The organism is Mesorhizobium sp. WSM1497 (genome assembly GCF_001672455.2).
Classification (GTDB): Bacteria; Pseudomonadota; Alphaproteobacteria; order Rhizobiales; family Rhizobiaceae; genus Mesorhizobium; species Mesorhizobium ciceri.
This window is the reverse complement of sequence record NZ_CP021070.1, coordinates 284799-305773: the sequence shown is the minus strand read 5'-3', so window position 1 is coordinate 305773 and position 20975 is coordinate 284799. Positions and strand designations below refer to the sequence as shown.

The following is a 20975-nucleotide window of genomic DNA, read 5'->3' as shown; positions in this document are numbered from 1 at the left end:
AACCGGCTACTTCGCTGATCCTGCGGCGATGTTGCCGGCGGCAATTTCCATCCATGTCCAGAGATAGACGGCAAGACCGCGATCGACATGGATGCGCAGCTTGGCGTCATGGCGATAGACGACGGCGCTGATGTCGGCGAAGGACAGCGCTGCACTGGCGCTCGCTTGGCTGGGATCGAGCGTCGTTCCACGCGCGATGAAAGCGTCGAGCGCCGTGCCCTCGGCCTCGAACATTTGCAACCCGGCGCTGATCGCCGTCACCGCGAACCCGTCTGTGTGCCAGCCCGAGGCGATGGCAAGCGGGCTGTTCGAGACGACCAGCAGCCGGTCGCGCGCCAGTCGTGCCGCATAGCGGTCACCTTGTGCGGTGCCAAAGGCTCCGACACCAGTGCGGTCCACGCCAGATACTCGCGCCCATGCGTCGAGATCGCCGCTGACCAGCAACTGGGAGAGGTCGAGGACTGCTCGTATCGCAAGGCCCGGCGTGGCGATGACCGCGCCCTGCCAGTCCGGTGCAACGGACCATTTTTCCGCGAGATCACGCATGCAGCCGGTCTCCTGCCGGGTCGAAGGCGCAAGGGGCGGTAATTGTCGCCTTGCTGATCTTGCCGAGATGCTGGATGTCGATCGTCTCGCCGTGCCGCGTCGCGCCGCGCTCTATCAGCCCAAGCGCAACCGGGCGGCCAAGCGTCGGGCTCTGGTAGCTCGAGGTGACAAAGCCCTGGCTGCGCAATCTGCCGTCGATCCGTTTGATGCCATGCGCGCCGGTCGGCAGCGGTGCTTCGCCTTGCGGCACTGCCAGCCCGACAAGCTGCATGCGATTGTCACGCGACGCCTCCTCGGTGAACAATGAGCGGCGGCCGACGAACTCGGTCTTGCGTTTGGCCCGCGGACCGTGGACGCCGAGATCATGCGGCAATGTGGTGCCGTCGGTGTCCTTGCCGATGACGATAAAACCCTTTTCGGCACGCAGGATCATCAGCGCCTCCAGGCCGATGACGATGGCGTCGAGCGCCTGGCCGGCCTCGCGCAGATGCGCCCATAGCGGCTCGGCGTGGTCGGCCCGGATCGAAATCTCGTAGCTCCTGTCGCCGGTGAAACTGACGCGGGCGATGCGGACTTCGTCGCCGGCATAAGTGCCATGACCGATCGCCATATGCGGCAGGTCGGCATCGTCGAGCGAGAGGCCAAGATGCAGCTTTTCCAGCAGCTTGCGGGCATTTGGCCCCGAAACGGTCAGTGTCGCCATGTCCGGTGTGGCGTTGTGGATGTAAACGGCGCTGCGGCCAAAACGGTCCTGGCGCCATTCCTCCAGCCGCGCATGGACGGCGGCGACATGCGAGGACGAGCACGACACGATGAAGCGATGCTCGTCCAGCCGCACCAGCACGCCGTCGTCGAAGACCACGCCGTTCTCAGACAGCATGAAGCCATAGCGGCAGCGGCCCGGTTTCAATGTTGACATGGTGTTGTAGTAGAGGAAATCGACGAACGCCGCCGCCTGCGGCCCGATCACCTCGATCTTGCCGAGCGTCGAACCATCGAACAGCGCGACCGACTGGCGCGCACGTCGCGCCTCGTCCGCGATCGAACGTTCCGCGTCCGCGTTGCCGCCATAATGAGCAGGCCGCAGCCAGCCGCCATATTCCTGGAAGACAGCGCCGCTGGCGCGATGGACGTTTTCGAGCGGCAGCCGCCGTACCGGCGCCATCAATTCACCGACGCGCGCGCCGGCAAAGCTTGCCAGCGGCACCGGCGTGAACGGCGGCCGGTAGGTGGTGGTGCCGACCTCCGGCACCGTGCGGCCGGTAATCCCTGCCATCAGCGCCAGCCCGGGCAGGTTGGAGGTCTTGCCCTGGTCGGTCGCCATGCCGAGCGTGGTGTAGCGCTTCAGATGTTCGACCGAGACGAAGTTTTCGCGTGCGGCCAGCTCGACGTCCTTCACCGTCACGTCGTTCTGATAGTCGATCCAGATGCGGCCTTTCGAGCCCGGCATCGGCCAGGCCGGGAGAATGCCGTCCGTCGCCTCCGGCCCGGTGCTGCGTGGTGTTGCCGCGTTTTCCTTGCCGGCGAATGCCTTTTCCACGCCGGCAAACACCTCCGACAAGGAGACCGCGCCGGCTGCGGCGCCGACCACGGCGATACCGCCGACCGGTTCGCCCGGCAGGAAGGCCGCGCGCGCATCGCTCCAGGCGAGCTTGCCCTTGGCCTGGCCGAAGAGATGAATGGTCGGCGTCCAGCCGCCCGAGACCACAACGCAATCGGCATCGAACCTCGTGCCGTCGTCGAGCGTCACCCCGTCGACGCGCAGCTTGCCGCTGGCGGATGCGAGAGAACGCCCCTTGATCAGCCGGACATTGGCCGCCGCCGCAGGCGTGCCGTCACGCCGGATATCGACAAGCCTGACTTCGGCGCCGACCTCGGCAAGCGCCCCCGCCACCTCATAGGCGCTGTCATTGTTGGCTGCGACGATGATGCGGCGGCCGACCAGCACAGCGTGGCGCCGGAGATAGGCGAGCGCCGCATCCGCCGACATGATGCCCGGCAGGTCATTGTTGGCGAAGGGCAGCGGTCGCTCTATGGCGCCGGTCGCCAGCACGATCTGGCGCGGCCTGACGCGCCACAGCGTATCCGGCCGGCCGTCGAGATGACGCTGGTTCAGCCCGACCAGATTGTGGTCGTAAATGCCGAAGGCGGTGGTCGAAGGCAGGATGAGGTGACCGCCAGCGGCAAGCCCGGCAATCGTCTCCTTGACCCATACGGCCGCCGGCTTGCCGTCGATCTCCGCGGCACGATGGCCGAGCGATCCGCCGGGGCTCTGCTGGTCGTCGACCAGTGTGACGGTCAGGCCAGCACCGGACGCCAGTCTTGCCGCCGCCAGCCCTGCCGGCCCCGCGCCCACCACCAGCACGTCGCAATGATGGTTGATCTGGTCGGCCATGCCGGGCGAGGTCCAGTCGGCATCGACTGTGCCCAGCCCCGCCATGGCGCGGATGCGCGGCTCGAACCTGTGCCAGTCCGGCCACATGAAGGTCTTGTAGTAGAACGCGGCCGGGATGAAGCGCGCAAAACGGTCCAGGAAGGCGTTGCGGTCGGCCAGTGCGCTGGGCGTGGCGTTGACGCTTTTCGCCACCAGTCCGTCGCGCGCCGGCTCGGTCGTGGCGCGCGTGTTGGGCGTCGCCCGCGAGCCGCCGATATCGACCAGCGCATTTGGCTCCTCGACGCCGGCGCCCCATATGCCGCGCGGCCGGTGATATTTGAAGCTGCGGCCGACGACCGCGACGTCACCCGCCAGCAGCGCCGAGGCGATGGTGTCGCCGGCAAAGCCTTGCACGGTGGTGCCGTCGAAGCTGAAGCGGATCAGGCGCGAGCGGTCGATGGCGCTGCCGCCGGTGGCAAGGCGCGAGGCGGTCACGCGACGTGCTCCCCGCCGAGTGCGGCCGAGGACAGCACCTTGTGGGTGACGGTGTCGCGCTCCATGACGAAGAACTCGCCGCAGTTCATGTGAACCCAGATTTCGCGCGCCGTGCCTTTCGGGTTGGTGCGCAGATAGAGGTAATCAGCCCAGCGATCGATCGGCACATCGGCGCCATCCGGCCGCGCATTGCCGGCATCGCCGCCATAGTGGAATTCGGTTTCGTCGCGCGGGCCGCAGAATGGGCAAGGGAAAAGCTGCATAAAATCCTCAATCTTCGTCTTTATGCATGTCGTTCTCCCAAAACCGCTGCGCACTTTTGGGCGACATGTATCAGTGCGCGATGCCGGAGCCGGCCGCTTCGTCGATCAGGCGCCCGCTGGCGAAGCGATCAAGGTCGAACGGACGGCTGATGTGGTTGTGTTCGTCAGTCGCCAGCAGGTTCGCCAGCAGCGTGCCGCCTGCGGGAATGGCCTTGAAGCCGCCCGTGCCCCAGCCGCAATTGAGGAACAGGCCGGGCAGCGGCGAGGGGCCGATGATCGGCGAGGAATCCGGCACGACATCGACGATCCCAGCCCATTGCCGCATCAGCTTGAGCTGGCCGAAGATCGGGAACATCTCCAGCAGGCCGGCAATCACCCCCTCCAGCGTAGGCAGATTGCCGCGCTGCGCGTAGGAGGGGATGCGGTCGAGCCCGCCGCCGATGACGATCTCGCCCTTGTCCGACTGGCTGACATAGACGCCGCAGCCGGGCGACAGCACCACCGTGTCGAGGATTGGCTTGACCGGCTCGGAAACGCAGGCCTGCAGCGCATAGGAATTGATCGGCAGGCGGAAGCCGGCCTTGGCCGCCAGCACCGAAGAATGCCCGGCCACCGCCATGCCGATACGCTCGGCACGGATCGCGCCACGCGAGGTCTGGACGCCACGGCAGCGGCCGCCCTGGATGATGAAATCGGTGATCTCGCAGTTCTGGATGATGTCGACGCCGAGTCGGCTTGCGGCCCGCGCATAGCCCCAGGCGACCGCATCATGGCGTGCCGTTCCGGCCCTGCCTTGCCAGATACCGCCGAACACCGGGAAGCGTGCGTCCGGTGAAAAATTGTAGATCGGCGCCACCCGGCGCACATCGTCAGGCGAAAACAGCTCCGCATCGATGCCGTTGATCTGCATGGCGTTGACGGTGCGGGCGCCGATCTCCATCTCGCCGGTCGAGTGGCAGAGATTGACCATGCCGCGTTGCGACAGCATGACGTTGTAGTTGAGCTCTTTCGACAATCCCTCATAGAGCCGGTGCGCCAGCCCGTAGAGCTCGACGCTCTCCGGATAATAGTAGTTGGAGCGCACCACGGTGGTGTTGCGGCCGGTGTTGCCGCCGCCGATCCAGCCTTTTTCCAGCACCGCTACGCTGGTGATGTTGTGGTTCTTGGCCAGGTAATAGGCCGTTGCCAGCCCATGGCCGCCGCCACCGATGACGATCGCATCATAGGACAGTTTCGGCTCGGGCGAGCGCCACGCCGGTTGCCAGCCGGTTTGGCCGGCCAGGCCCTCCTTGAACAGCGAAAAGGCGGAATAGTGTGTGGTCATGACGTGCCGGACAGGCCTGATTTTCGGAAAGAAACGTGGATCATCGCATGGTCTTCCGCACCGACGTCACCCGTTCGATCGGTCATGCCCGCATCGCCTTGCCCAGTGGATCGTATGGCGACGAGGCGATGACGCGCGCACCTCTTTCGACGCCGACGATGTGGGTTGTCAACTGCGTATCGATATCAGCCACCTCGCGCTCGACCAGCGCCATGGCGAGGCTCTTGCCGACCGTATGGCCGTAGCCGCCCGAGGTGACGAAGCCAGCAAGCTTGCCTCTATACCAGACCGGCTCGTAACCGCTGGCATCGGCGTCCACCGCGTCGATTTCAAGCGTCACCAACGTGCGCCTCGATGAAGCCTTCAGCTCCTTCCGGGCCGCCTCGCGGCCGATGAAATCGCCCTTGTCGAAAGCGATCCAGCGGTCCATCCCGGTCTCATCGGGCGTATAGTCCTGCGTGAACTCGCGCGACCAGATACCAAAGCTCTTTTCGAGCCGCAGCGAATTGACCGCGCCGAAGCCGTATTCGGTGACGCCCAGATCGCTGCCTGCGGCAAGCAGCGCGCGGCGCAGGCCTGCGTGCTCATTGGCCTGGCAATGGATCTCGTAGCCGAGTTCGCCGATGACCGAGAGCCGCCCGACTTTGGCCCGCACCAGCCCGACATCCAATGTCTTGCAGGCTAGAAAGCCAAAGGCCTCGTGCGAAACGTCCTGATGTGTGAGGCGCTCAAGCAGCATTCGCGCATTGGGACCAGCCAGCGAGAAACCGACGACCGCGTCTGAAATGTCGCGGACGGTGACGCCGTCGCTCATATGCTGCTCGAACCAGCGCATATGCCACTGCCGCAGATAGTAGGATCCCATGATCCACCAGGAGCCATCGCCCCAGTTGAAGACGGTGAGGTCGCCCTTGAGCTTGCCGTTTTCGCCGAGCATAGGCGCGAGCTTGGCGCGACCCGGATTGGGCAGCGCACAGGCAAGCAGCCGGTCGAGCCAAGCTTCCGCCTGCGGCCCGGCGATTTCGTAGCGTGAGAAGGCAGTGATATCGAGCAGACCGACGCCCTCGCGCACCTTGCGGCACTCCTGTGCGACGATGTCGAAGGCGTTGGAGCGCTTCAGCGTCGGTGTCTCGACGAAGCCATGCGGCGCGAAATAGAGCGGCACTTCCATGCCCCATGAATTGCCCCAGCGCGCGCCGGCGGCATCCATCGCGTCATGCGCGCCGGCTGTCTTCAAGGGCCGCCCCGCCGGCAACTGCTCGTTGGGATAGCTCATGACAAAGCGGCGCGAATAGAACTGCCCGGTGGTCTGCCTGATGTATTCGCGGTTGGAGGCGAAATCGCCATAGCGGGCGATGTCCATGCCGTAGACATCGGCTTCCGGCTCGCCATGGATCATCCATTCGGCAAGCGACTTGCCGACCCCGCCGCCTTGCAGGAAACCGGCCATGACGCCGCACGCCACCCAGTAGTTGGGAACCCCGCGCACCGGGCCGACCAGCGGATTGCCGTCCGGCGAGAAGGTGAAGGCGCCGTTCACCCAGCGCTTGATGCCGGCATTCTCCAGGCAGGGGTATCGGCTGAAGCCGAGGGCCAACTCGTCGGCGATGCGGTCGGTGTCTTCCTGGATCAGTTCAATGCCGTAATCCCACGGCGCCCCATCCATGTTCCAGTGCTTGTGGTTGATCTCGTAGATGCCGAGCAGCAGGCCCTTCTGTTCCTGGCGCATGTAGGTGAAGCCTTCGAGATCGACGATCAGCGGCAATTCCTTGTCCAGCGCCTGGATTTCGGGCAGCGCCTCGGTGACGAGATAATGGTGCTCCATCGGCGACACCGGCAGGTCGATGCCGGCCATCCGGCCGACCTGCTTGGCCCACAGCCCGCCGGCATTGACGACGTGTTCGGCAATCACCGTGCCCTTCTCGGTGACCACGTCCCAGCCGCCGTCCGCGCGGCGGTTGAGTGCCAGCACGCGGTTGTGCTCGATGATATCGGCGCCGCGCAGCCTGGCTGCCTTGGCATAGGCGTGCACGACGCCCGAGGGATCGATATGGCCTTCGCGCGCGGCATAGAGTCCACCCAGCATGCCGTCGGTGTTGAGGATCGGGCAGCGCTGCTTGATCTCATCGACTCCGACCAGGTGGACATCGTCGATGCCCATGGTCTGGAAGATGCGGTAGGAAGCCTTGAGCCATTCCCAGCGCTCCGGCGCCGAGGCGACCGAGATGCCACCGGTCATGTGCATGCCGATGCTCTGGCCCGATTCCTTCTCGACCTCGGAGAGCAGGTCGATCGTGTAGGCCTGCAGGGCGGCGATGTTGGGATCGGCGTTCAGCGCATGGAACCCGCCGGCCGCATGCCAACTCGACCCTGCGGTCAGCACCTCGCGTTCGATCAGCGCGACGTCGCTCCAGCCGAACTTCGCCAGGTGATAGAGCACCGAGGCCCCAACCACGCCGCCGCCGATGACGATCGCCCGATATTGGGATTTCATCCTGTCGCACTCCACCCAGCCAGTGTGGCGTACCCTATCGGTATTGTACATATGTGTCTAGAGGATGGCGGACAGCGGAATGAGCGCCCGTGCGCCGCTCTGCGCCGATACGGCAGAGGGCTCCTCTGCTGCTGTCGGCAGCAACCGTGCTTGCCATTGGGCCGATGCGCGATGCGAAATCGTCAGGCCGCGGCGGCCGGGCCGTACTATCGGTTGCGCGAAAGCGTCTTCTCGACATAGCGCGAGAAGTCCTCGACATCCTCCGCCGGAGGCTCCTGGCCGGTGAAGCTGCGCAGATAACCGGCGACGTGAGGCAGGCGGCTGCTCATCGGCTCGTTGAGCTCAAGCGAGTAATAGCCGATCTGCATGAAATACAGCACGCGGGCCCGCACGAAGGCATCCTCCTCGTCGTAGCCGTGACGCATGAACATGTCGCGTATGGCGTTGACACGCTCCTCGTCGGCCTCGTCTAAGGCGCGCCTGATGGCGGGCGAACGACGGGCCCAGGCCCTGATCGCGAAATCCAGCTGGGGGTCGAACAGCCTTTCGTCCACCCAGCATTCGAAAATGCTCATCACCCCGCGTATGACGGTGGCGGAAGGCCGCCTGGCGCGTTCCACGATGAATTTGGTATTCGTCTGCCGCCAGTAATCCAGCAACTGATCGAGCAGATCCTGCCGGCTCTTGAAATACCAGTAGAAGCTGGAGCGCGACACATCGAGCTTCTGGCCAAGCGTCAGCACGCGGACGCGTTCGACTCCGTCAGAGATCAACGTTTCAAGCGCAAGCTTCAGCCAGTCTTCGCGAGTGGCCTTGATGTTGCCGGTGGCGCCGGCGCGCTGAATCGTCGTTTCGAGAGCTGCCATCGACACGACGCATGACATGCTGCCTCAGGCAAATCAAGGCTATGGACATAAGTGTACAGGATGAATCGGCCCAAGCCGATTGATGCACGATGGAGGTTGGCTGCATCGAGGCTCGATGGGGAATCGTCGTCGCCCGCCATCCGCGCGGCGCAGGCACGGGGATTTTTGTCGCGGCTGGCGGTTCACTGTTTGCTTTCCCGCGAGGCAATTGTCTGGCAAATACCAGTTCAGACAGATGCCCGCGCGGCCAACAAGCAGGAACACACGATATGACGCTGTTTCGAAAGAACCTCATCGATGGCGAGTGGGTCGGCGATGCCGGTTCGCGCAACATCAACCCCTCGGATACCGGCGACGTCGTCGGCGACTATGCCTCGGCGGGTGTCGAACAGGCCCAGCAGGCGATCGCCGCGGCCAAGGCAGCGTTCCCGGCTTGGTCCCGCTCCGGTCCGCTGGCGCGTCACGCGGTGTTGAAAAAGGCCTCCGACGAGATTCTGGCGCGCAAGGACGAGATCGGCCGCAACCTGGCGCGAGAGGAAGGCAAGACGCTGGCCGAAGGCATCGGCGAGACAATTCGCGCCGCCCAGATATTCGACTTCTTTGCCGGCGAAACGTTGCGTTTGACCGGAGAGGTCGTGCCGAGCGTGCGGCCGGGCGTCGGCGTCGAGATGACGCGCGAGGCGGTCGGCGTGGTCGGCATCATCACGCCGTGGAATTTTCCGATCGCTATTCCGGCCTGGAAGATCGCCCCGGCGCTGACACACGGCAACACCGTCGTCTTCAAGCCGGCGGAACTGGTTCCCGAGAGCGCCTGGACCATCGTCGACATCCTGCATCGCGCCGGCCTGCCGAAGGGCGTGCTCAATCTCGTCATGGGCAAGGGCTCGGTCGTCGGTCAGGCGATGCTCGACAGTCCCGATGTCAACGCCATCAGCTTCACCGGCTCGGTCGGCACCGGCAAGCGCGTCGCTGCGGCAAGCATCGAACACATGCGCAAGTTCCAGCTTGAAATGGGCGGCAAGAACCCGCTGGTCGTGCTCGACGATGCCGACCTCGCGATCGCCGTCGATTGCGCGCTCAATGGTGCCTTCTTCTCGACCGGCCAGCGCTGCACCGCCTCGTCCAGGCTGATTGTGGCTGACGGCATTCACGACCGCTTCGTCGACGCCCTCAAGGATCGCATGAGCAAACTGGTCATCGGCGATGCGCTCGACGCGCAGACCCAGATCGGTCCTGTCGTCGACGCGACGCAGCTGAAGCAGGACGAGGACTATATCGCCATCGGTGTCAGGGAAGGTGCCACGCTCGCCTTCGGTGGCGAGCGGCTCGACCGCAAGACGCCGGGCTTCTACCTGCAGCCGGCGTTGCTGACCGAGGCGACCAACGCCATGCGCAGTTCGCGCGAGGAGATTTTCGGGCCTGTCGCCAGCGTCATTCGCGTCAAGGACTATGACGAGGCGCTTTCCGTTGCCAACGACACGCCCTTCGGCTTGACCTCCGGCATCTGCACCTCGAGCCTCAAGCATGCCACGCACTTCAAGCGCAATTCGGAGGCCGGCATGGTGATGGTCAACCTGCCGACGGCGGGTGTCGATTTCCATGTTCCCTTCGGCGGCCGCAAGGGTTCGAGCTATGGGCCGCGCGAGCAGGGCCACTATGCGGCGGAGTTCTACACCACGGTAAAGACGGCCTATACATTCGCGGGCTGATCAGCCGTCGACCGATCAGCCGGGCTGATCGGTCACTGCCGACCACGCCGGCAACCCCGCCATGCACATCTGGATTGGAGCGGCGCGAAGGATGACAGTGCAGGACCTGACCTGGCTTAACCCGCCGCCGCACCATTCTTTCGACGGCGACAGCGTTCGTGTGCGCACCGGCAAGGAGACCGATTTCTGGCGCGAGACCTTCTACGGTTTCTGGCGCGACAATGGCCACTTCCTGCACCGGCCCGTCGAAGGCGATTTCACCGCCGAGGTCACCGTCAAAGGCGACTACGAGGTGCTTTATGATCAGGCGGGGCTGATGGTCCGGCTCAGCGAAACCCATTGGATCAAGGCCGGTATCGAGTACACCGACGGCCTTGCCTATTTCTCCGTCGTGGTCACCAACGACACGTCAGACTGGTCGCTGGTCGCCATTCATGCCGGTCCGGGCGGCGTCAGGATCCGGCTGACCCGTCACGCCGAAACGATCCGTGTCCAGTATCTCGATGCTTCCGACGGCCACTGGAAGCCTGTGCGGCTTGCCTACTTTCCGATCTCCAGGACGGTCGATGTCGGCATGATGTGCTGTTCGCCGCAACGCGAGGGCTTTGAGGTCACATTCTCCGGCTTTTCGGTGGGGCCGCCGATATCGCGGGAATTGCACGATTGAGACGTGCGGCCTTGCGCCGACCGCAAGCCCTTCGACTTTGTCATAATCAAGTCTGTAGATCGAGCCTCGCCGGCGGCTGCGCCTGTCGTAAGTTGGGTTCTCCGGAGCCGGAAGGGGTATTGCGGGGAAACTTTTGGCCTTTGTTCCGCTCAAGGCGAATATGTCGGGCAGCACGTTGCAACGGTATTGGCATCCGCGCTAGGAGTTGCCCATGGGCAGGTTGCGAAGGGCAGTCAAAAGAGCCGTCTATTCCAGGGCGCTGAGATTTCTTGGCGTTCCGCCCGTGCTGTGGTCGCAAGGGATCGGACATTTCTGCGATTTCGCCGGGCCGCGCTGGTATCGCAACGCGTCAACCGCATCGACACAGAGCGAGGCATTTTTCCGCCAGCATTACAGCGGCGCACATGGCATCGTCTGGCTGCGTCTGAGCACCTTGTCCAGGGATGCGCAAACCTGTGATCTCGACACGTTCGTCAGGATCGTGTTGCCGACGATCACGGCACCGTTCACGCTGCTGACGACCGATGGCGATGCTTCGGTGCCGTCGGATCTGGCGAAGGACACCGTCGACCAGCTTCTCGCCAACCCCTTCCTAGTCTCCTGGTACAGCCAGAATTGTGACGGCACTCACCCCAGGGTCAAGCCTTTCCCGATCGGGCTCGATCTTCACACGCCTCGGTCCTTCGCCACGCCGGAAGGGCTTGTGAAGCAACTGGAAATCATACGCGCCCGGCAGGATCATGTGGACCGCCGCCCGCCCAGACTGTTCTCTGATTTCAGCATCAGCAATGGCTCGAGACAGCGCCGGGAACTGCTTGATGCCCTGCGCGGATGTCCGCATGTCGATTTCCTGACGAAACGCGTCTCGCAGCGCTCGATCTGGCAACTGTACTCGCAATACCCGCTTGTGCTGTCCACCGAAGGCAACGGCCTGGACTGCCATAGGACATGGGAGTTGTTTTATCTCGGCTGCATCGTCGTCACCAAGACCTCGCCGCTCGACCCGCTCTATCAGGGTCTGCCGGTCATTATCGTCGACGACTGGCATGAGGTCAGGGACCCCGATGCGCCGAGGCGCTGGATAGAGCAGGCTAAGCATCTGACCGAGCGCGACCATGTTTGGGGACGCTTGCATCCGCAAACCTATCTCGAGCCCATTCGGCAAGAACTTCTGCACGCACTGACAGGGCAGCCACGAAATTGGAGTCGCGGTCGGCAGGGCCCGCAGGATCCGCGGAAATATAGAGCCGGCTAACCTCTGGATGGCACCGACGTTTGGCGGATATCCGAGATGGTCGACGGGGCTTTCGTCAAGCGCCGCATCGTCGCCGAATGTCCGACGCACCAGCTGCGGCAGGCTGCCGGAATGTCACCATCGCCTGGACCACGCCAACCAGCGGCCCGCCAGATGCTTCCATGATGAGGTGAGCCTTGTCCGCCGATAGGCGTCGCCGGCCATCTTTATGCCTAGCGCCTGCGTCGGGAAGGGATGGATGACGTCGGCCAGCGCACGCAATCCCATGCCCGATTTGATGGCCAGCGACACCGCATTGATCATCTCACCGGCATGGCTGGCGACGACCGTGGCGCCCAGGATGCGGTCGGACCCTTCCCTGACGTGGATTTTGACGAAACCCTCCTCCTCGCCGTCCATGACCGCCCGGGCGACATCGTGCATCAGCACCGTATAAGTCTTGACCGGGATGCCGTTCTGGCGCGCCTCCGCCGGATAGAGGCCGACATGGGCGATCTCGGGATCGGTGTAGGTGCACCACGGAATGACCAGCTCGCTCAGTTTCCTGCGTCCGAGAAACAGGGCATTGCGCACGACCATGCGAGCTGTGGCCTCGGCGGTGTGGGTGAATTTGTAGGCGAGGCAGACATCGCCCGCCGCATAGATGTGCGGATTTGTGGTGCGGAGATAATCGTCCACCTTGATACCGTCGGCATCGTATGCCACCCCGGCGTTTTCCAGGTCGAGGCCGTCGACATTGGGCGATCGGCCGATGCCGGTGATGATCTCGTCGACGGAAATCGTTGTCGTGATGTCGTCGCACTCCAGATCGGCGAGCTTCTTGCCGCCTTCCGTTCGCACCGCTACCACCTCGGTGTTGAGGCGAACCTCGACACCTTCGCGCGCCAGCGCGTCCGAAAGGATCTGGGCGGCGTCGCGTCCCTCGCCGGGCAGGAACATCGGTTCCCGTTGCGCCAGGATGACCTTGGCACCGAGCAGGCAGAAGGCCTGCGCCGCCTCGCAGCCGAGCGGTCCGCCGCCAATGACCAGAAGCCGCTTCGGGCACTCCGTGAGCTCGAACATGGTCTCGTTGCTGAGATAGCCGGCCTCGGCAAGGCCTGGAATCGTCGGCAGCCTCGGGCGCGCGCCTGTCGCGATCAGCGCCTTCCTGAAACGCAAGGTTTGTCCGGCGACCGTGACAGCGTCCGGTCCGGAAAACAGCGCTTCGCCGAAATAAAGGTCGATGCCTTCGGAAACCAGCCTATCGGCGGCATCCGCGCGGCTGATCCGCTGCCGGATCTGCCGCATCCGCGTCATGGCGCGCGGAAAGTCGACGTGAAGACGGTCCGGCATGTCGCCGCCGAAATTCAAGGCATCGCGCATGTCGGCATAAAGCCTTGCGGTGCGGATGATCGACTTGGACGGGATGCAACCGACATTGACGCAAGTTCCGCCGATCAGATTGCGCTCGATGAGCGCGACCTTTGCGCCGAGGCTGGCCGCTTCGTAGGCGGCAGTCAGCCCAGCCGGCCCGGCACCGATGACGACGAGGTTGTAGGGACCGTCCGGCTGCGGGTTCTTCCAGTGCGGCGGATGGGCGCTCGCGATCAGACTGATGTCGTTGCTGTCGACGGGGAAGGCGGTGATCCTGGTCCGGTCACGCGACATTGCCGCCACCTGACGCCGGGCTTGCCGGCTGAGACAGCCAGCCGCCATTGAATCCGGCCTTGTGCAGGCCGCGACGGATATGCTGATTGGACCGCATCAGCTTCCAGATCAGCCCTGACCGATGGTTCTCGATCATCATCACCACGATACCCTGATCCAGCCCATAGTGGCCTTCCGACACCCAGCCGTGCCTCCCGAATTTACGCCGGTTCGCCAATGTCGGATTGAAGCCGCTCGGCAGCCGGAAATTGTCGATCACCTCGGGGTAGCGATCACCGAGATGGCGCAGCGCCGCCAGGCAGATCTCCGGCGCGAAAGGCAGTGATGCCGGATAGGACCAAGGGGCGATCGTCCCGTCATCGGGCCCGAACGGAGCGCCGCGCGCGGCATAGCCGGAAAACCGCCGGCGCTGTCGCTCCACGCTGGTGCGGAAGCCGCCCGGCCCGTCGCCCGCCGAAAGTCCCCAAAGGTTCTCTTCATAGCCGTCATAGCCGTAAGGGTTGTGGCGCGCATAGTCGCGATGCAGATAGGTCGAGCGGCGGCTGTTTTCGAAATAGTCCGAGTTCTTCTCGCGCATGAAGGCGTCGCGGATGCCGGCGAAATCGATCCAGGCATGCGAGAACTGGTGCATGAACAATGGGCCGCCATACAGCACGTCGTAGCCGTAGATGTTTTCCCACTGATAGGTCGCCGTCCAGCCCTCGTAGCTGTTATCCGAGGTTGGACTGTCAGGCGAGGCCATCGACAGCACGTAGAGGATCGTCGCTTCGTTGTAGCCCTCCCAGCCATAGTGCAGAAAGCCGCTCTTTGGCTTCCAGCCTTGCCGCAGGGTCGGGCTTGAACCTTGTGCCCACCGCCAGTCGACGCGCCGGTAGAGCGCCTCGGCCAGTTGGCGGATTTCGGCTTCCTCGTCATCGTCACCGGAGAAATAAGCGCTCGCCACCAGCATGCCTGATATCAGCAACGCCGTATCCACCATCGACAGTTCGCAGCGCCAGACGCGCAGGCCGGTCCGCATATCGAGGAAATGGTAGTAAAAACCCTTATGGCCGGTGACGTCGTCGCTATTGCCTTGCCGGCTGGTCGAGAAGAAACGCAGCGCGGCCAGCGTCAGCTTCGCGGCGGCATCGCGCGTCATCCAACCGCGCTCGACGCCGATCGGATAGCTGGACAGCGCGAAGCCGACGACAGCGATGCTGGCCGGCGAATTTGGCCGCGATGTGTCGGCGACCAGTCCGTTTTCGGGGTTCACGTTATCGAGGAAATAATCGAAGGCGGCGCGCTGATAGCGGTCCAGAAGCTCATCGTCGGACAGTGCGGCAGATTCGGCTCTAAGCAAAAGTAGCAAACTCCCGCCTGACGGCTGCATTCCGTGTCATGGTTCCCGCTACCTTGTCGCGACTTGTCGATTCGAGGCGTCCAACTATACGCCCGCATGCTCCGTCCGTTGCACCGTCACGTGGAATTGAGATTCGTTCTGCCTCAGTAGGTGGCGCGGCCGCCGGAAACGTCGAACACGGCGGCCGTCGTGAACGAACACTCTTCCGAGGCGATCCAGCAGATCAGCGCCGCCACCTCGTCGACCTCGCCAAAGCGCGCCATCGGTATCTTGGACAGCATGAAGTCGATGTGCTCCTGGCTCATCTGCTTGAAGATCGCGGTGCGCACGGCCGCCGGCGTGACGCAATTGACCGTCACCCCGGTCTTGGCCAGTTCCTTGCCGAGCGACTTGGTCAGGCCGATTACCGCGGCCTTGGACGTGCTGTAGGCGGAGGCGTTGGGATTGCCTTCCTTGCCGGCGATCGAGGCGATGTTGACGATGCGGCCATAGTTGCGCTCGAGCATGTGCGGCACGAGCGCCTTGTTGCAGTAGAAGACGCCGTTGATGTTGATGTCGATGACCTTCTGCCAATCTTCCGCCGAATAGTTCCAGGTCGTCATGTTCGGCCCGGTGATCGCCGCGCTGGTGACCAGGATATCGACACCGCCAAGCGCTTCGAGTGTTGACCGGGCAGCGCGCTCCACGCCTGCGGCATCGGCAACGTCGATAGCGATGCCGTGAAGACTGGGGATGACGGCCTTGCCCTGTTCGATCTGGGCGGGATCGCGATCCCAGACCGAAACCCGTCCGCCTTCTTCGACAATCCTCTGCGCCACCGCCAGACCAATGCCCGATGCGCCACCGGTGATGACCGCCACCCGGTCGCTGAACCATCCTGCAAAATTCATCGGCATCCGATCTCCCCCCGTCACCCGAACCCGATGGACTGACAACGCGAGCGCCATGCCATCGGCGGCGACTGTGCTGCCCCCACCAGGCAAGTTCAAGCCGGCATGCAGCCCGATCGTCTGGGCCAATCCCGTGCCGGGATTACACGGGAATTCCCTCGAGTTGGTCGCCCAGTGCTTTCACCATCGCCACCAGCGCCGGTCCGATCTCGGCATGCGCGCGGTCCTCGGTGATGATCTCGCCGATGCCGCCGCAGGTGATGGCAACCAGCGGCGAGCCGTCACGCGGGCGGAACGGCACGCCGACTGCATGGATGTAGCTGTGCCAGGCGCCGAACGACGTCACATAGCCCTGGCGTGCATATTGGGCGATCGCATCGTCGATCGCCGCCGCGATCATCGCTGCCTTGTCCGGCTCCGCCTCCTGCAAAGCCCGTACAAGGCTGACGCGCTCCTCGGGTGAAAGGGCCGCCGCATAGGCCAGCCCCATCGATGTCTTCCAGATCGGCAGATAGGAGCCCGGGTTGAGCCGCAGCGTGACAAGGCTCTCCGACCGGCAATTGGCTAGATACACCATGTTGAGGCTGTCGCGCGTGCCGAGCGCCACCGCCGCCCCCGTCAAATCGGCCAGCGGCTGCATCAGCGGCCGGGCGACGTGCACGACGGCGCTTGAACTGAGCGCCGAATAGCCGAGCGCCACGGTAGCCGACCCCAGGCTGTAGCGGCCGAGATCCTTGTCGTACAGGAGGTAGCCGAGCGCGCTCAGCGTATAGGTGATGCGCGACACCGTGGCTTTGGGCAGGCCGGTGCGGGCAATGATGTCCTGGTTGCCGAGCGAGGCGTCGCCCGGCCGGAAGGCGCGCAGGATGCCGAGCCCGCGCACCAGCGACGACGAAAGTTGTGCGCCTTCGCCTTCAAGCTCCGTCTCGTCCCTGGTGGCTCGCTTGCGCACGCTGAGGTCTTTCTGGCGTCGTCGTCCGCCTGTCGGGCCGGTGACGTCGGCACTGTCGTCAAAAATGAAATTAAATTCCATTTATATTGACAGCGGCTTTCGCGGGCTGTCAATATGTTTCCGTCGATGGCATGTCCCAGCGCCTTGTGCCATCTTACGAAGCCCCTCCTTGTGAAGGTAGCCACGTGTCTCGCTATATTTTGCGCCGGCTTATCGCAATGCCGTTTCTGGTGCTCGGCATCGTCACCATCGCCTTCCTGATCACCACGGTGACCAAGGGGGATCCGCTGACCGCGATTGTCGCCGAACAGCAGATGAGCAACCCCGAAGTGGTGGCCGCCGCCAAGACGCGTTGGGGTCTCGATCGTCCTTTGCCGGAACGCTATATGATATATCTTGGTAATCTGCTGAGCGGCGATTTTGGCACCTCGTTCATCACCAAGCGCAATGTCGGCACCGACATTCTCTACCGCTTGCCGGCAACGCTCGAACTGGTTTTCGCCGCGATGATCTTCGGCACCACGCTCGGCATCGTGCTTGGTGTGCTGGCCGCCTATTTCCGCAACAGCCTGATCGACCATGGCGCGCGGCTGTTCGCCTTGTTCGGCTCTTCGCTGCCGGTGTTCTGGTCGGGGCTCGGCCTGTTGTTCATCTTCTCCGTCATGCTGAACTGGCTGCCGGGGCCGGGCAGGGTCGATGCCCGCTTGGCATTGCCGCCCGGCATCACCGGCTTCCTGACCATCGATTCGCTTCTGGCTGGCGACTGGACCGTCTTCAAGGACGCGCTCTGGCACCTGCTTCTGCCGGCCTTCGTCCTCGGCTGGACGGTTTCGGGCACCATATCGCGGCTGGTGCGCGCCAACATGCTTGATGTGATGAGCCGCGAGTTCGTGCTCACCGCGCGCGCCAAGGGGGCGAGCGAATTCCGCGTCGTCATCGTCCACGCGTTGCGCAACACCATGGTGCCGACCCTGACCGTCATCGGCTATTCCTTCGCCTATCTGATCACCGGCGCGGTGCTGACCGAGACCATCTTTTCCTGGCCGGGCATGGGATCCTATGCCGTCGAGGCAGCGCGTGCGCTCGATTTCCCGGCGATCATCGGCGTCACCATCGTCGGTGGTCTCGCCTTCCTGGTCACCAACCTCATCACTGACATCCTCTACGTGGTGGCCAATCCGCGCGTGAGGTTGAGCTGATGGCGGTCGTCGTCACCAAATCCCGCTCCTCGACGGTTCCCGAATGGCTGACCGCGCCATTGGTCATCGGCACGGTCGTCATCCTGTTCTGGCTGTTCATGACCGCCTTCGCCAACCTGGTCGTGCAGTTCGATCCGCTCGAAATGGTCGCACGCCGGCTTCAGGCGCCAAGCTGGGCGCATTGGCTGGGTACCGACGCACTCGGCCGCGATGTGCTGGCCCGCACTCTGCACGGGGCCGCGCATTCGCTGCCGATCGCGGTTCTGGTCGTCGTCTCTGCAGTGATCATAGGCTCGCTGCTCGGCGCCATTTCCGGCTTCGTCGGCGGATTGACCGGCGCGGCGATCATGCGGCTTGTCGACGTCACTCTGTCCTTTCCGCCGATGCTGCTGGCCATGGCCGTCGCGGCGTCGCTCGGACCAGGCCTCGGCAATGCCGCCATAGCCATGGTGCTCGTCTGGTGGCCCGTCTACGCCCGGCTGATGCGGGCGCAGGTATTGGAGGTGAAGGAGCGCGAGCATGTCGAGGCGGCAATCGCCGCCGGCGCCAGGCCGCGGCGCGTGCTGTTCACGCACATATTGCCGCTTTGCTGGACCCCGGTGCTGATCAGCGCAACCATGGATCTCGGCCAGGTCGTGCTGCTTGCCGCGTCGCTCAGCTTCATCGGCCTCGGCGCCACGCCGCCGACACCCGAATGGGGCTCGATGATCTCCGATGGCGCCGTTCATTTCTATCAATGGTGGATCGCCTTCGGTCCCGGCGTCGCCATCCTCACCATCGTGCTCGGCTTTAACTTCATAGGCGACGGCTTGCGCGACATTCTCGATCCAAGGTCGGACTAGGCGATGAGCGCACAGATTTCCTCAGCGCCACCGGGCGCAGTCGACAAGGTGGGCGAGCGCGAGCCGCTGCTGTCCATACGCGGTCTGCGGGTCGGATTCCGCAAGGCCGGCAGTCAGTTCGAAGCGGTTCGCGGGATCGACCTCGACGTCGCCAAGGGCGAAGTGGTCGGCATTGTCGGTGAGTCCGGCTCGGGCAAGTCCGTCGGCATGCTCGCCGCGCTCGGCCTCACGTCAAAGAACGCGGTGGTCACCGGCTCGGTCCGCTTCAACGGCGACGAACTGGTCGGCAAACCGGCGCGCGAGATGCGCAAGATCAGGGGCGCGCGCATCGCCATGATTTTTCAGGACCCGCTGTCCTCGCTCAATCCGGTGATGACCGTCGGCGCCCAGATTGCCGAGGCGGTCAGGCTGCATCAGCGCGTGACACGCAAACAGGCGATGACGCGCGCGGTCGAATTGCTCCATCTGGTGGCGATCCCGCAGCCGGAGCGCCGGGTCAACCAGTATCCGCATGAATTCTCCGGCGGCATGCGCCAACGCGCGGTGATCGCCATGGCCGTCGCCAACGATCCTGACCTGTTGATTGCCGACGAACCGACCACGGCGCTCGATGTCACGGTGCAGGCACAGATCCTGGCCGTGCTGCGCTCGCTGCAGGAACGGCTCGGCCTCGGCCTGGTGCTGATCACCCATGATCTCGGCGTCGTCGCCGGCCATGCCGACCGCGTCGCGGTCGTCTATTCCGGCCGTGTCGTCGAACAGGCAGGCGTATCCGAGCTGTTCGCCGATCCGCGCCATCCTTACACGCGTGGCCTGATCGCCTCGATCCCCAACCTCGAGGAAAGCCGCGAGCGGCTGTTCTCGATCGACGGTTCGCCGCCCGCACTTGGGCGCTTGCCGGGCGGCTGCGCCTTCCATCCGCGCTGCATTTATGCCGCGGCACGCTGCCGGACCGAGGACCCGCCTTTGCACGATGTCGGCGGCCGGTTCTCGGCCTGTCATTTCGCGACGACCTTGCCGCCCTTCCACAGTGCTGTGCTGGCGGCGGCGAGCCTGGACAGTGGAGACGTGGCCCCATGAGCGCAGCGGAGCAACTCCAGGCGGAAACCAAACCGGCGGCTGCGCTTTCTGTTCGCCATCTCGTCAAGGACTTTCCGGTTCGCGGCGGCCTCGTCTTCGACCGTGCCGTTGCCCATGTCCGTGCGGTCGCCGATGTCTCGTTCGACGTAGCACCAGGCGAAACGCTGGGTCTGGTCGGTGAATCCGGTTGCGGCAAGTCGACCCTCGGGCGCTGCCTGATGCGGCTGATCGAGCCGACCAGCGGCGAAAGCTGGTTCCGTGGCCAGAACCTGCTCGCGCTCAATCACGAAGACATGCGCCTGATGCGGCGCTACATCCAGCTCGTCTTCCAGGATCCCTACGGGTCGCTGCATCCGCGCATGCGCATTGCCGACAACATCGCCGAGCCGCTGCGCATGAGCGACATGTCGGCGGCCGACCGCCGCGCGCGCGTCGCCGAATTGCTCGAACTGGTGCGGCTCAATCCCGAGCATGGCAAGCGCTATCCGCACGAACTGTCCGGCGGCCAGCGCCAGCGCGTCGTCATTGCCCGCGCGCTGGCACTCAATCCGCAAGTGGTGATCCTCGACGAGCCGGTTTCGGCCCTCGACGTTTCGGTGCAGGCCGGCGTGCTCAATTTGCTCAAGGACATCCAGCAATCCTTCGGCACCTCCTATCTGTTCATCGCGCATGATCTGTCCGTCGTGCGCCACATCTCGCATCAGGTGGCGGTGATGTATCTCGGCAAGATCGTCGAGATCGCGCCGGCAGCCGAACTCTATTCGAGGGCGCTGCATCCCTACACCCAGGCGCTGCTGTCGGCGGTGCCGCTCGCCAATCCCGAGAAGGAGCGCAAGCGCGAGCGCATCGTGCTGAGCGGCGATGTGCCGAGCCCGCTCAACCCGCCATCCGGCTGCCGCTTCCGCACGCGCTGCTTCAAGGCGCAGGCGATCTGCGCTGCCGTCGAACCGCCGCTCGATCCGGCCGGTGGTTCGCATCGCGTCGCCTGCCATTTCCCGGAGCCGATCAACACTTTCAGGGCTGTCTGAGTGGC

At 64.1% G+C, this 20975-nt stretch carries 17 protein-coding genes; 7 read left to right on the top strand and 10 right to left on the bottom strand.

All coding sequences use genetic code 11. The features are described 5' to 3' along the window. Window positions 1-6: 6 nt before the first annotated feature. From A9K65_RS01400 to A9K65_RS01375, 6 genes are all read right to left on the bottom strand, one after another. Window positions 7-546 (bottom strand): hypothetical protein, encoded by a 540-nt coding sequence (locus A9K65_RS01400; RefSeq protein WP_064992933.1) that lies wholly within the window; start codon window positions 544-546, stop codon window positions 7-9. Then, window positions 539-3415, bottom strand: coding sequence for a sarcosine oxidase subunit alpha family protein (locus A9K65_RS01395; RefSeq protein ID WP_064992934.1), 2877 nt, complete (start codon window positions 3413-3415; stop codon window positions 539-541). The genes A9K65_RS01400 and A9K65_RS01395 overlap by 8 nt, the downstream gene beginning before the upstream one ends. After that, the gene (locus A9K65_RS01390; RefSeq protein ID WP_013528149.1) at window positions 3412-3678 is read right to left on the bottom strand and encodes a sarcosine oxidase subunit delta; all 267 of its coding nucleotides are present in this window, start codon (window positions 3676-3678) and stop codon (window positions 3412-3414) included. Before A9K65_RS01390 ends, A9K65_RS01395 begins: the two co-directional genes overlap by 4 nt. A 70-nt stretch (window positions 3679-3748) precedes the next feature. Further along, window positions 3749-5002 carry a sarcosine oxidase subunit beta gene (locus tag A9K65_RS01385; protein WP_064992935.1) on the bottom strand — a complete coding sequence of 418 codons (1254 nt, stop codon included), beginning with the start codon at window positions 5000-5002 and terminating at the stop codon, window positions 3749-3751. Between the two features lie 82 nt (window positions 5003-5084). Continuing rightward, window positions 5085-7496, bottom strand: a complete 2412-nt coding sequence (locus A9K65_RS01380; protein WP_064992936.1) for an FAD-dependent oxidoreductase — start codon at window positions 7494-7496, stop codon at window positions 5085-5087. Between the two features lie 206 nt (window positions 7497-7702). Next, window positions 7703-8362 carry a TetR/AcrR family transcriptional regulator gene (locus A9K65_RS01375; RefSeq protein WP_024501867.1) on the bottom strand — a complete coding sequence of 220 codons (660 nt, stop codon included), beginning with the start codon at window positions 8360-8362 and terminating at the stop codon, window positions 7703-7705. Window positions 8363-8631: 269 nt separating this feature from the next. On the opposite strand from A9K65_RS01375, the gene A9K65_RS01370 reads away from it, so the two are divergent. From A9K65_RS01370 to A9K65_RS01360, 3 genes are all read left to right on the top strand, one after another. Further along, on the top strand, window positions 8632-10071 hold the full coding sequence (locus A9K65_RS01370; protein ID WP_013528145.1) for an aldehyde dehydrogenase family protein: 1440 nt from the start codon (window positions 8632-8634) through the stop codon (window positions 10069-10071). Window positions 10072-10162: 91 nt separating this feature from the next. Continuing rightward, window positions 10163-10738: a DUF1349 domain-containing protein gene (locus A9K65_RS01365; RefSeq protein WP_064992937.1), complete on the top strand. Its 576-nt coding sequence runs from the start codon at window positions 10163-10165 to the stop codon at window positions 10736-10738. Window positions 10739-10949: 211 nt separating this feature from the next. Beyond that, window positions 10950-11993, top strand: coding sequence for a hypothetical protein (locus A9K65_RS01360; protein ID WP_245321960.1), 1044 nt, complete (start codon window positions 10950-10952; stop codon window positions 11991-11993). A 114-nt stretch (window positions 11994-12107) separates the two neighbouring features. Here the strand turns inward: A9K65_RS01360 and A9K65_RS01355 are convergent, their stop codons facing one another. From A9K65_RS01355 to A9K65_RS01340, 4 genes are all read right to left on the bottom strand, one after another. Continuing rightward, window positions 12108-13640, bottom strand: a complete 1533-nt coding sequence (locus tag A9K65_RS01355; protein WP_064993035.1) for a mercuric reductase — start codon at window positions 13638-13640, stop codon at window positions 12108-12110. After that, window positions 13630-15009, bottom strand: a complete 1380-nt coding sequence (locus A9K65_RS01350) for a glucoamylase family protein (protein WP_063169869.1) — start codon at window positions 15007-15009, stop codon at window positions 13630-13632. The genes A9K65_RS01355 and A9K65_RS01350 overlap by 11 nt, the downstream gene beginning before the upstream one ends. 113 nt (window positions 15010-15122) lie before the next feature. Next, complete coding sequence (locus A9K65_RS01345) at window positions 15123-15875, bottom strand: SDR family NAD(P)-dependent oxidoreductase (RefSeq protein ID WP_064992938.1); 753 nt, start codon at window positions 15873-15875, stop codon at window positions 15123-15125. 136 nt (window positions 15876-16011) lie between these two features. Continuing rightward, window positions 16012-16902, bottom strand: a complete 891-nt coding sequence (locus tag A9K65_RS01340) for an IclR family transcriptional regulator (RefSeq protein WP_198327548.1) — start codon at window positions 16900-16902, stop codon at window positions 16012-16014. Between the two features lie 104 nt (window positions 16903-17006). Between A9K65_RS01340 and A9K65_RS01335 the strand changes: the two genes are divergently transcribed. The 4 genes from A9K65_RS01335 to A9K65_RS01320 are packed head-to-tail and all read left to right on the top strand — an operon-like array spanning window position 17007 to window position 20970. After that, window positions 17007-18020, top strand: a complete 1014-nt coding sequence (locus A9K65_RS01335; RefSeq protein WP_064992939.1) for an ABC transporter permease — start codon at window positions 17007-17009, stop codon at window positions 18018-18020. After that, window positions 18017-18862, top strand: coding sequence for an ABC transporter permease (locus A9K65_RS01330; protein ID WP_064992940.1), 846 nt, complete (start codon window positions 18017-18019; stop codon window positions 18860-18862). The genes A9K65_RS01335 and A9K65_RS01330 overlap by 4 nt, the downstream gene beginning before the upstream one ends. A gap of 3 nt (window positions 18863-18865) precedes the next feature. Further along, window positions 18866-19942, top strand: coding sequence for an ABC transporter ATP-binding protein (locus tag A9K65_RS01325; protein WP_084015553.1), 1077 nt, complete (start codon window positions 18866-18868; stop codon window positions 19940-19942). Next, window positions 19939-20970, top strand: a complete 1032-nt coding sequence (locus A9K65_RS01320; RefSeq protein ID WP_064992941.1) for a dipeptide ABC transporter ATP-binding protein — start codon at window positions 19939-19941, stop codon at window positions 20968-20970. The genes A9K65_RS01325 and A9K65_RS01320 overlap by 4 nt, the downstream gene beginning before the upstream one ends. Window positions 20971-20975 lie beyond the last annotated feature (5 nt).

Coding starts and splice junctions, on each gene's coding strand:
- A9K65_RS01320 (WP_064992941.1), top strand. CDS start 19,939: ATGAGCGCAGCGGAGCAACTCCAGGCGGAAACCAAACCGGCGGCTGCG.
- A9K65_RS01375 (WP_024501867.1), bottom strand. CDS start 8,362: ATGGCAGCTCTCGAAACGACGATTCAGCGCGCCGGCGCCACCGGCAAC.
- A9K65_RS01340 (WP_198327548.1), bottom strand. CDS start 16,902: ATGGAATTTAATTTCATTTTTGACGACAGTGCCGACGTCACCGGCCCG.
- A9K65_RS01355 (WP_064993035.1), bottom strand. CDS start 13,640: ATGTCGCGTGACCGGACCAGGATCACCGCCTTCCCCGTCGACAGCAAC.
- A9K65_RS01325 (WP_084015553.1), top strand. CDS start 18,866: ATGAGCGCACAGATTTCCTCAGCGCCACCGGGCGCAGTCGACAAGGTG.
- A9K65_RS01400 (WP_064992933.1), bottom strand. CDS start 546: ATGCGTGATCTCGCGGAAAAATGGTCCGTTGCACCGGACTGGCAGGGC.
- A9K65_RS01365 (WP_064992937.1), top strand. CDS start 10,163: ATGACAGTGCAGGACCTGACCTGGCTTAACCCGCCGCCGCACCATTCT.
- A9K65_RS01360 (WP_245321960.1), top strand. CDS start 10,950: ATGGGCAGGTTGCGAAGGGCAGTCAAAAGAGCCGTCTATTCCAGGGCG.
- A9K65_RS01345 (WP_064992938.1), bottom strand. CDS start 15,875: ATGCCGATGAATTTTGCAGGATGGTTCAGCGACCGGGTGGCGGTCATC.
- A9K65_RS01390 (WP_013528149.1), bottom strand. CDS start 3,678: ATGCAGCTTTTCCCTTGCCCATTCTGCGGCCCGCGCGACGAAACCGAA.
- A9K65_RS01385 (WP_064992935.1), bottom strand. CDS start 5,002: ATGACCACACACTATTCCGCCTTTTCGCTGTTCAAGGAGGGCCTGGCC.
- A9K65_RS01350 (WP_063169869.1), bottom strand. CDS start 15,009: ATGCAGCCGTCAGGCGGGAGTTTGCTACTTTTGCTTAGAGCCGAATCT.
- A9K65_RS01370 (WP_013528145.1), top strand. CDS start 8,632: ATGACGCTGTTTCGAAAGAACCTCATCGATGGCGAGTGGGTCGGCGAT.
- A9K65_RS01380 (WP_064992936.1), bottom strand. CDS start 7,496: ATGAAATCCCAATATCGGGCGATCGTCATCGGCGGCGGCGTGGTTGGG.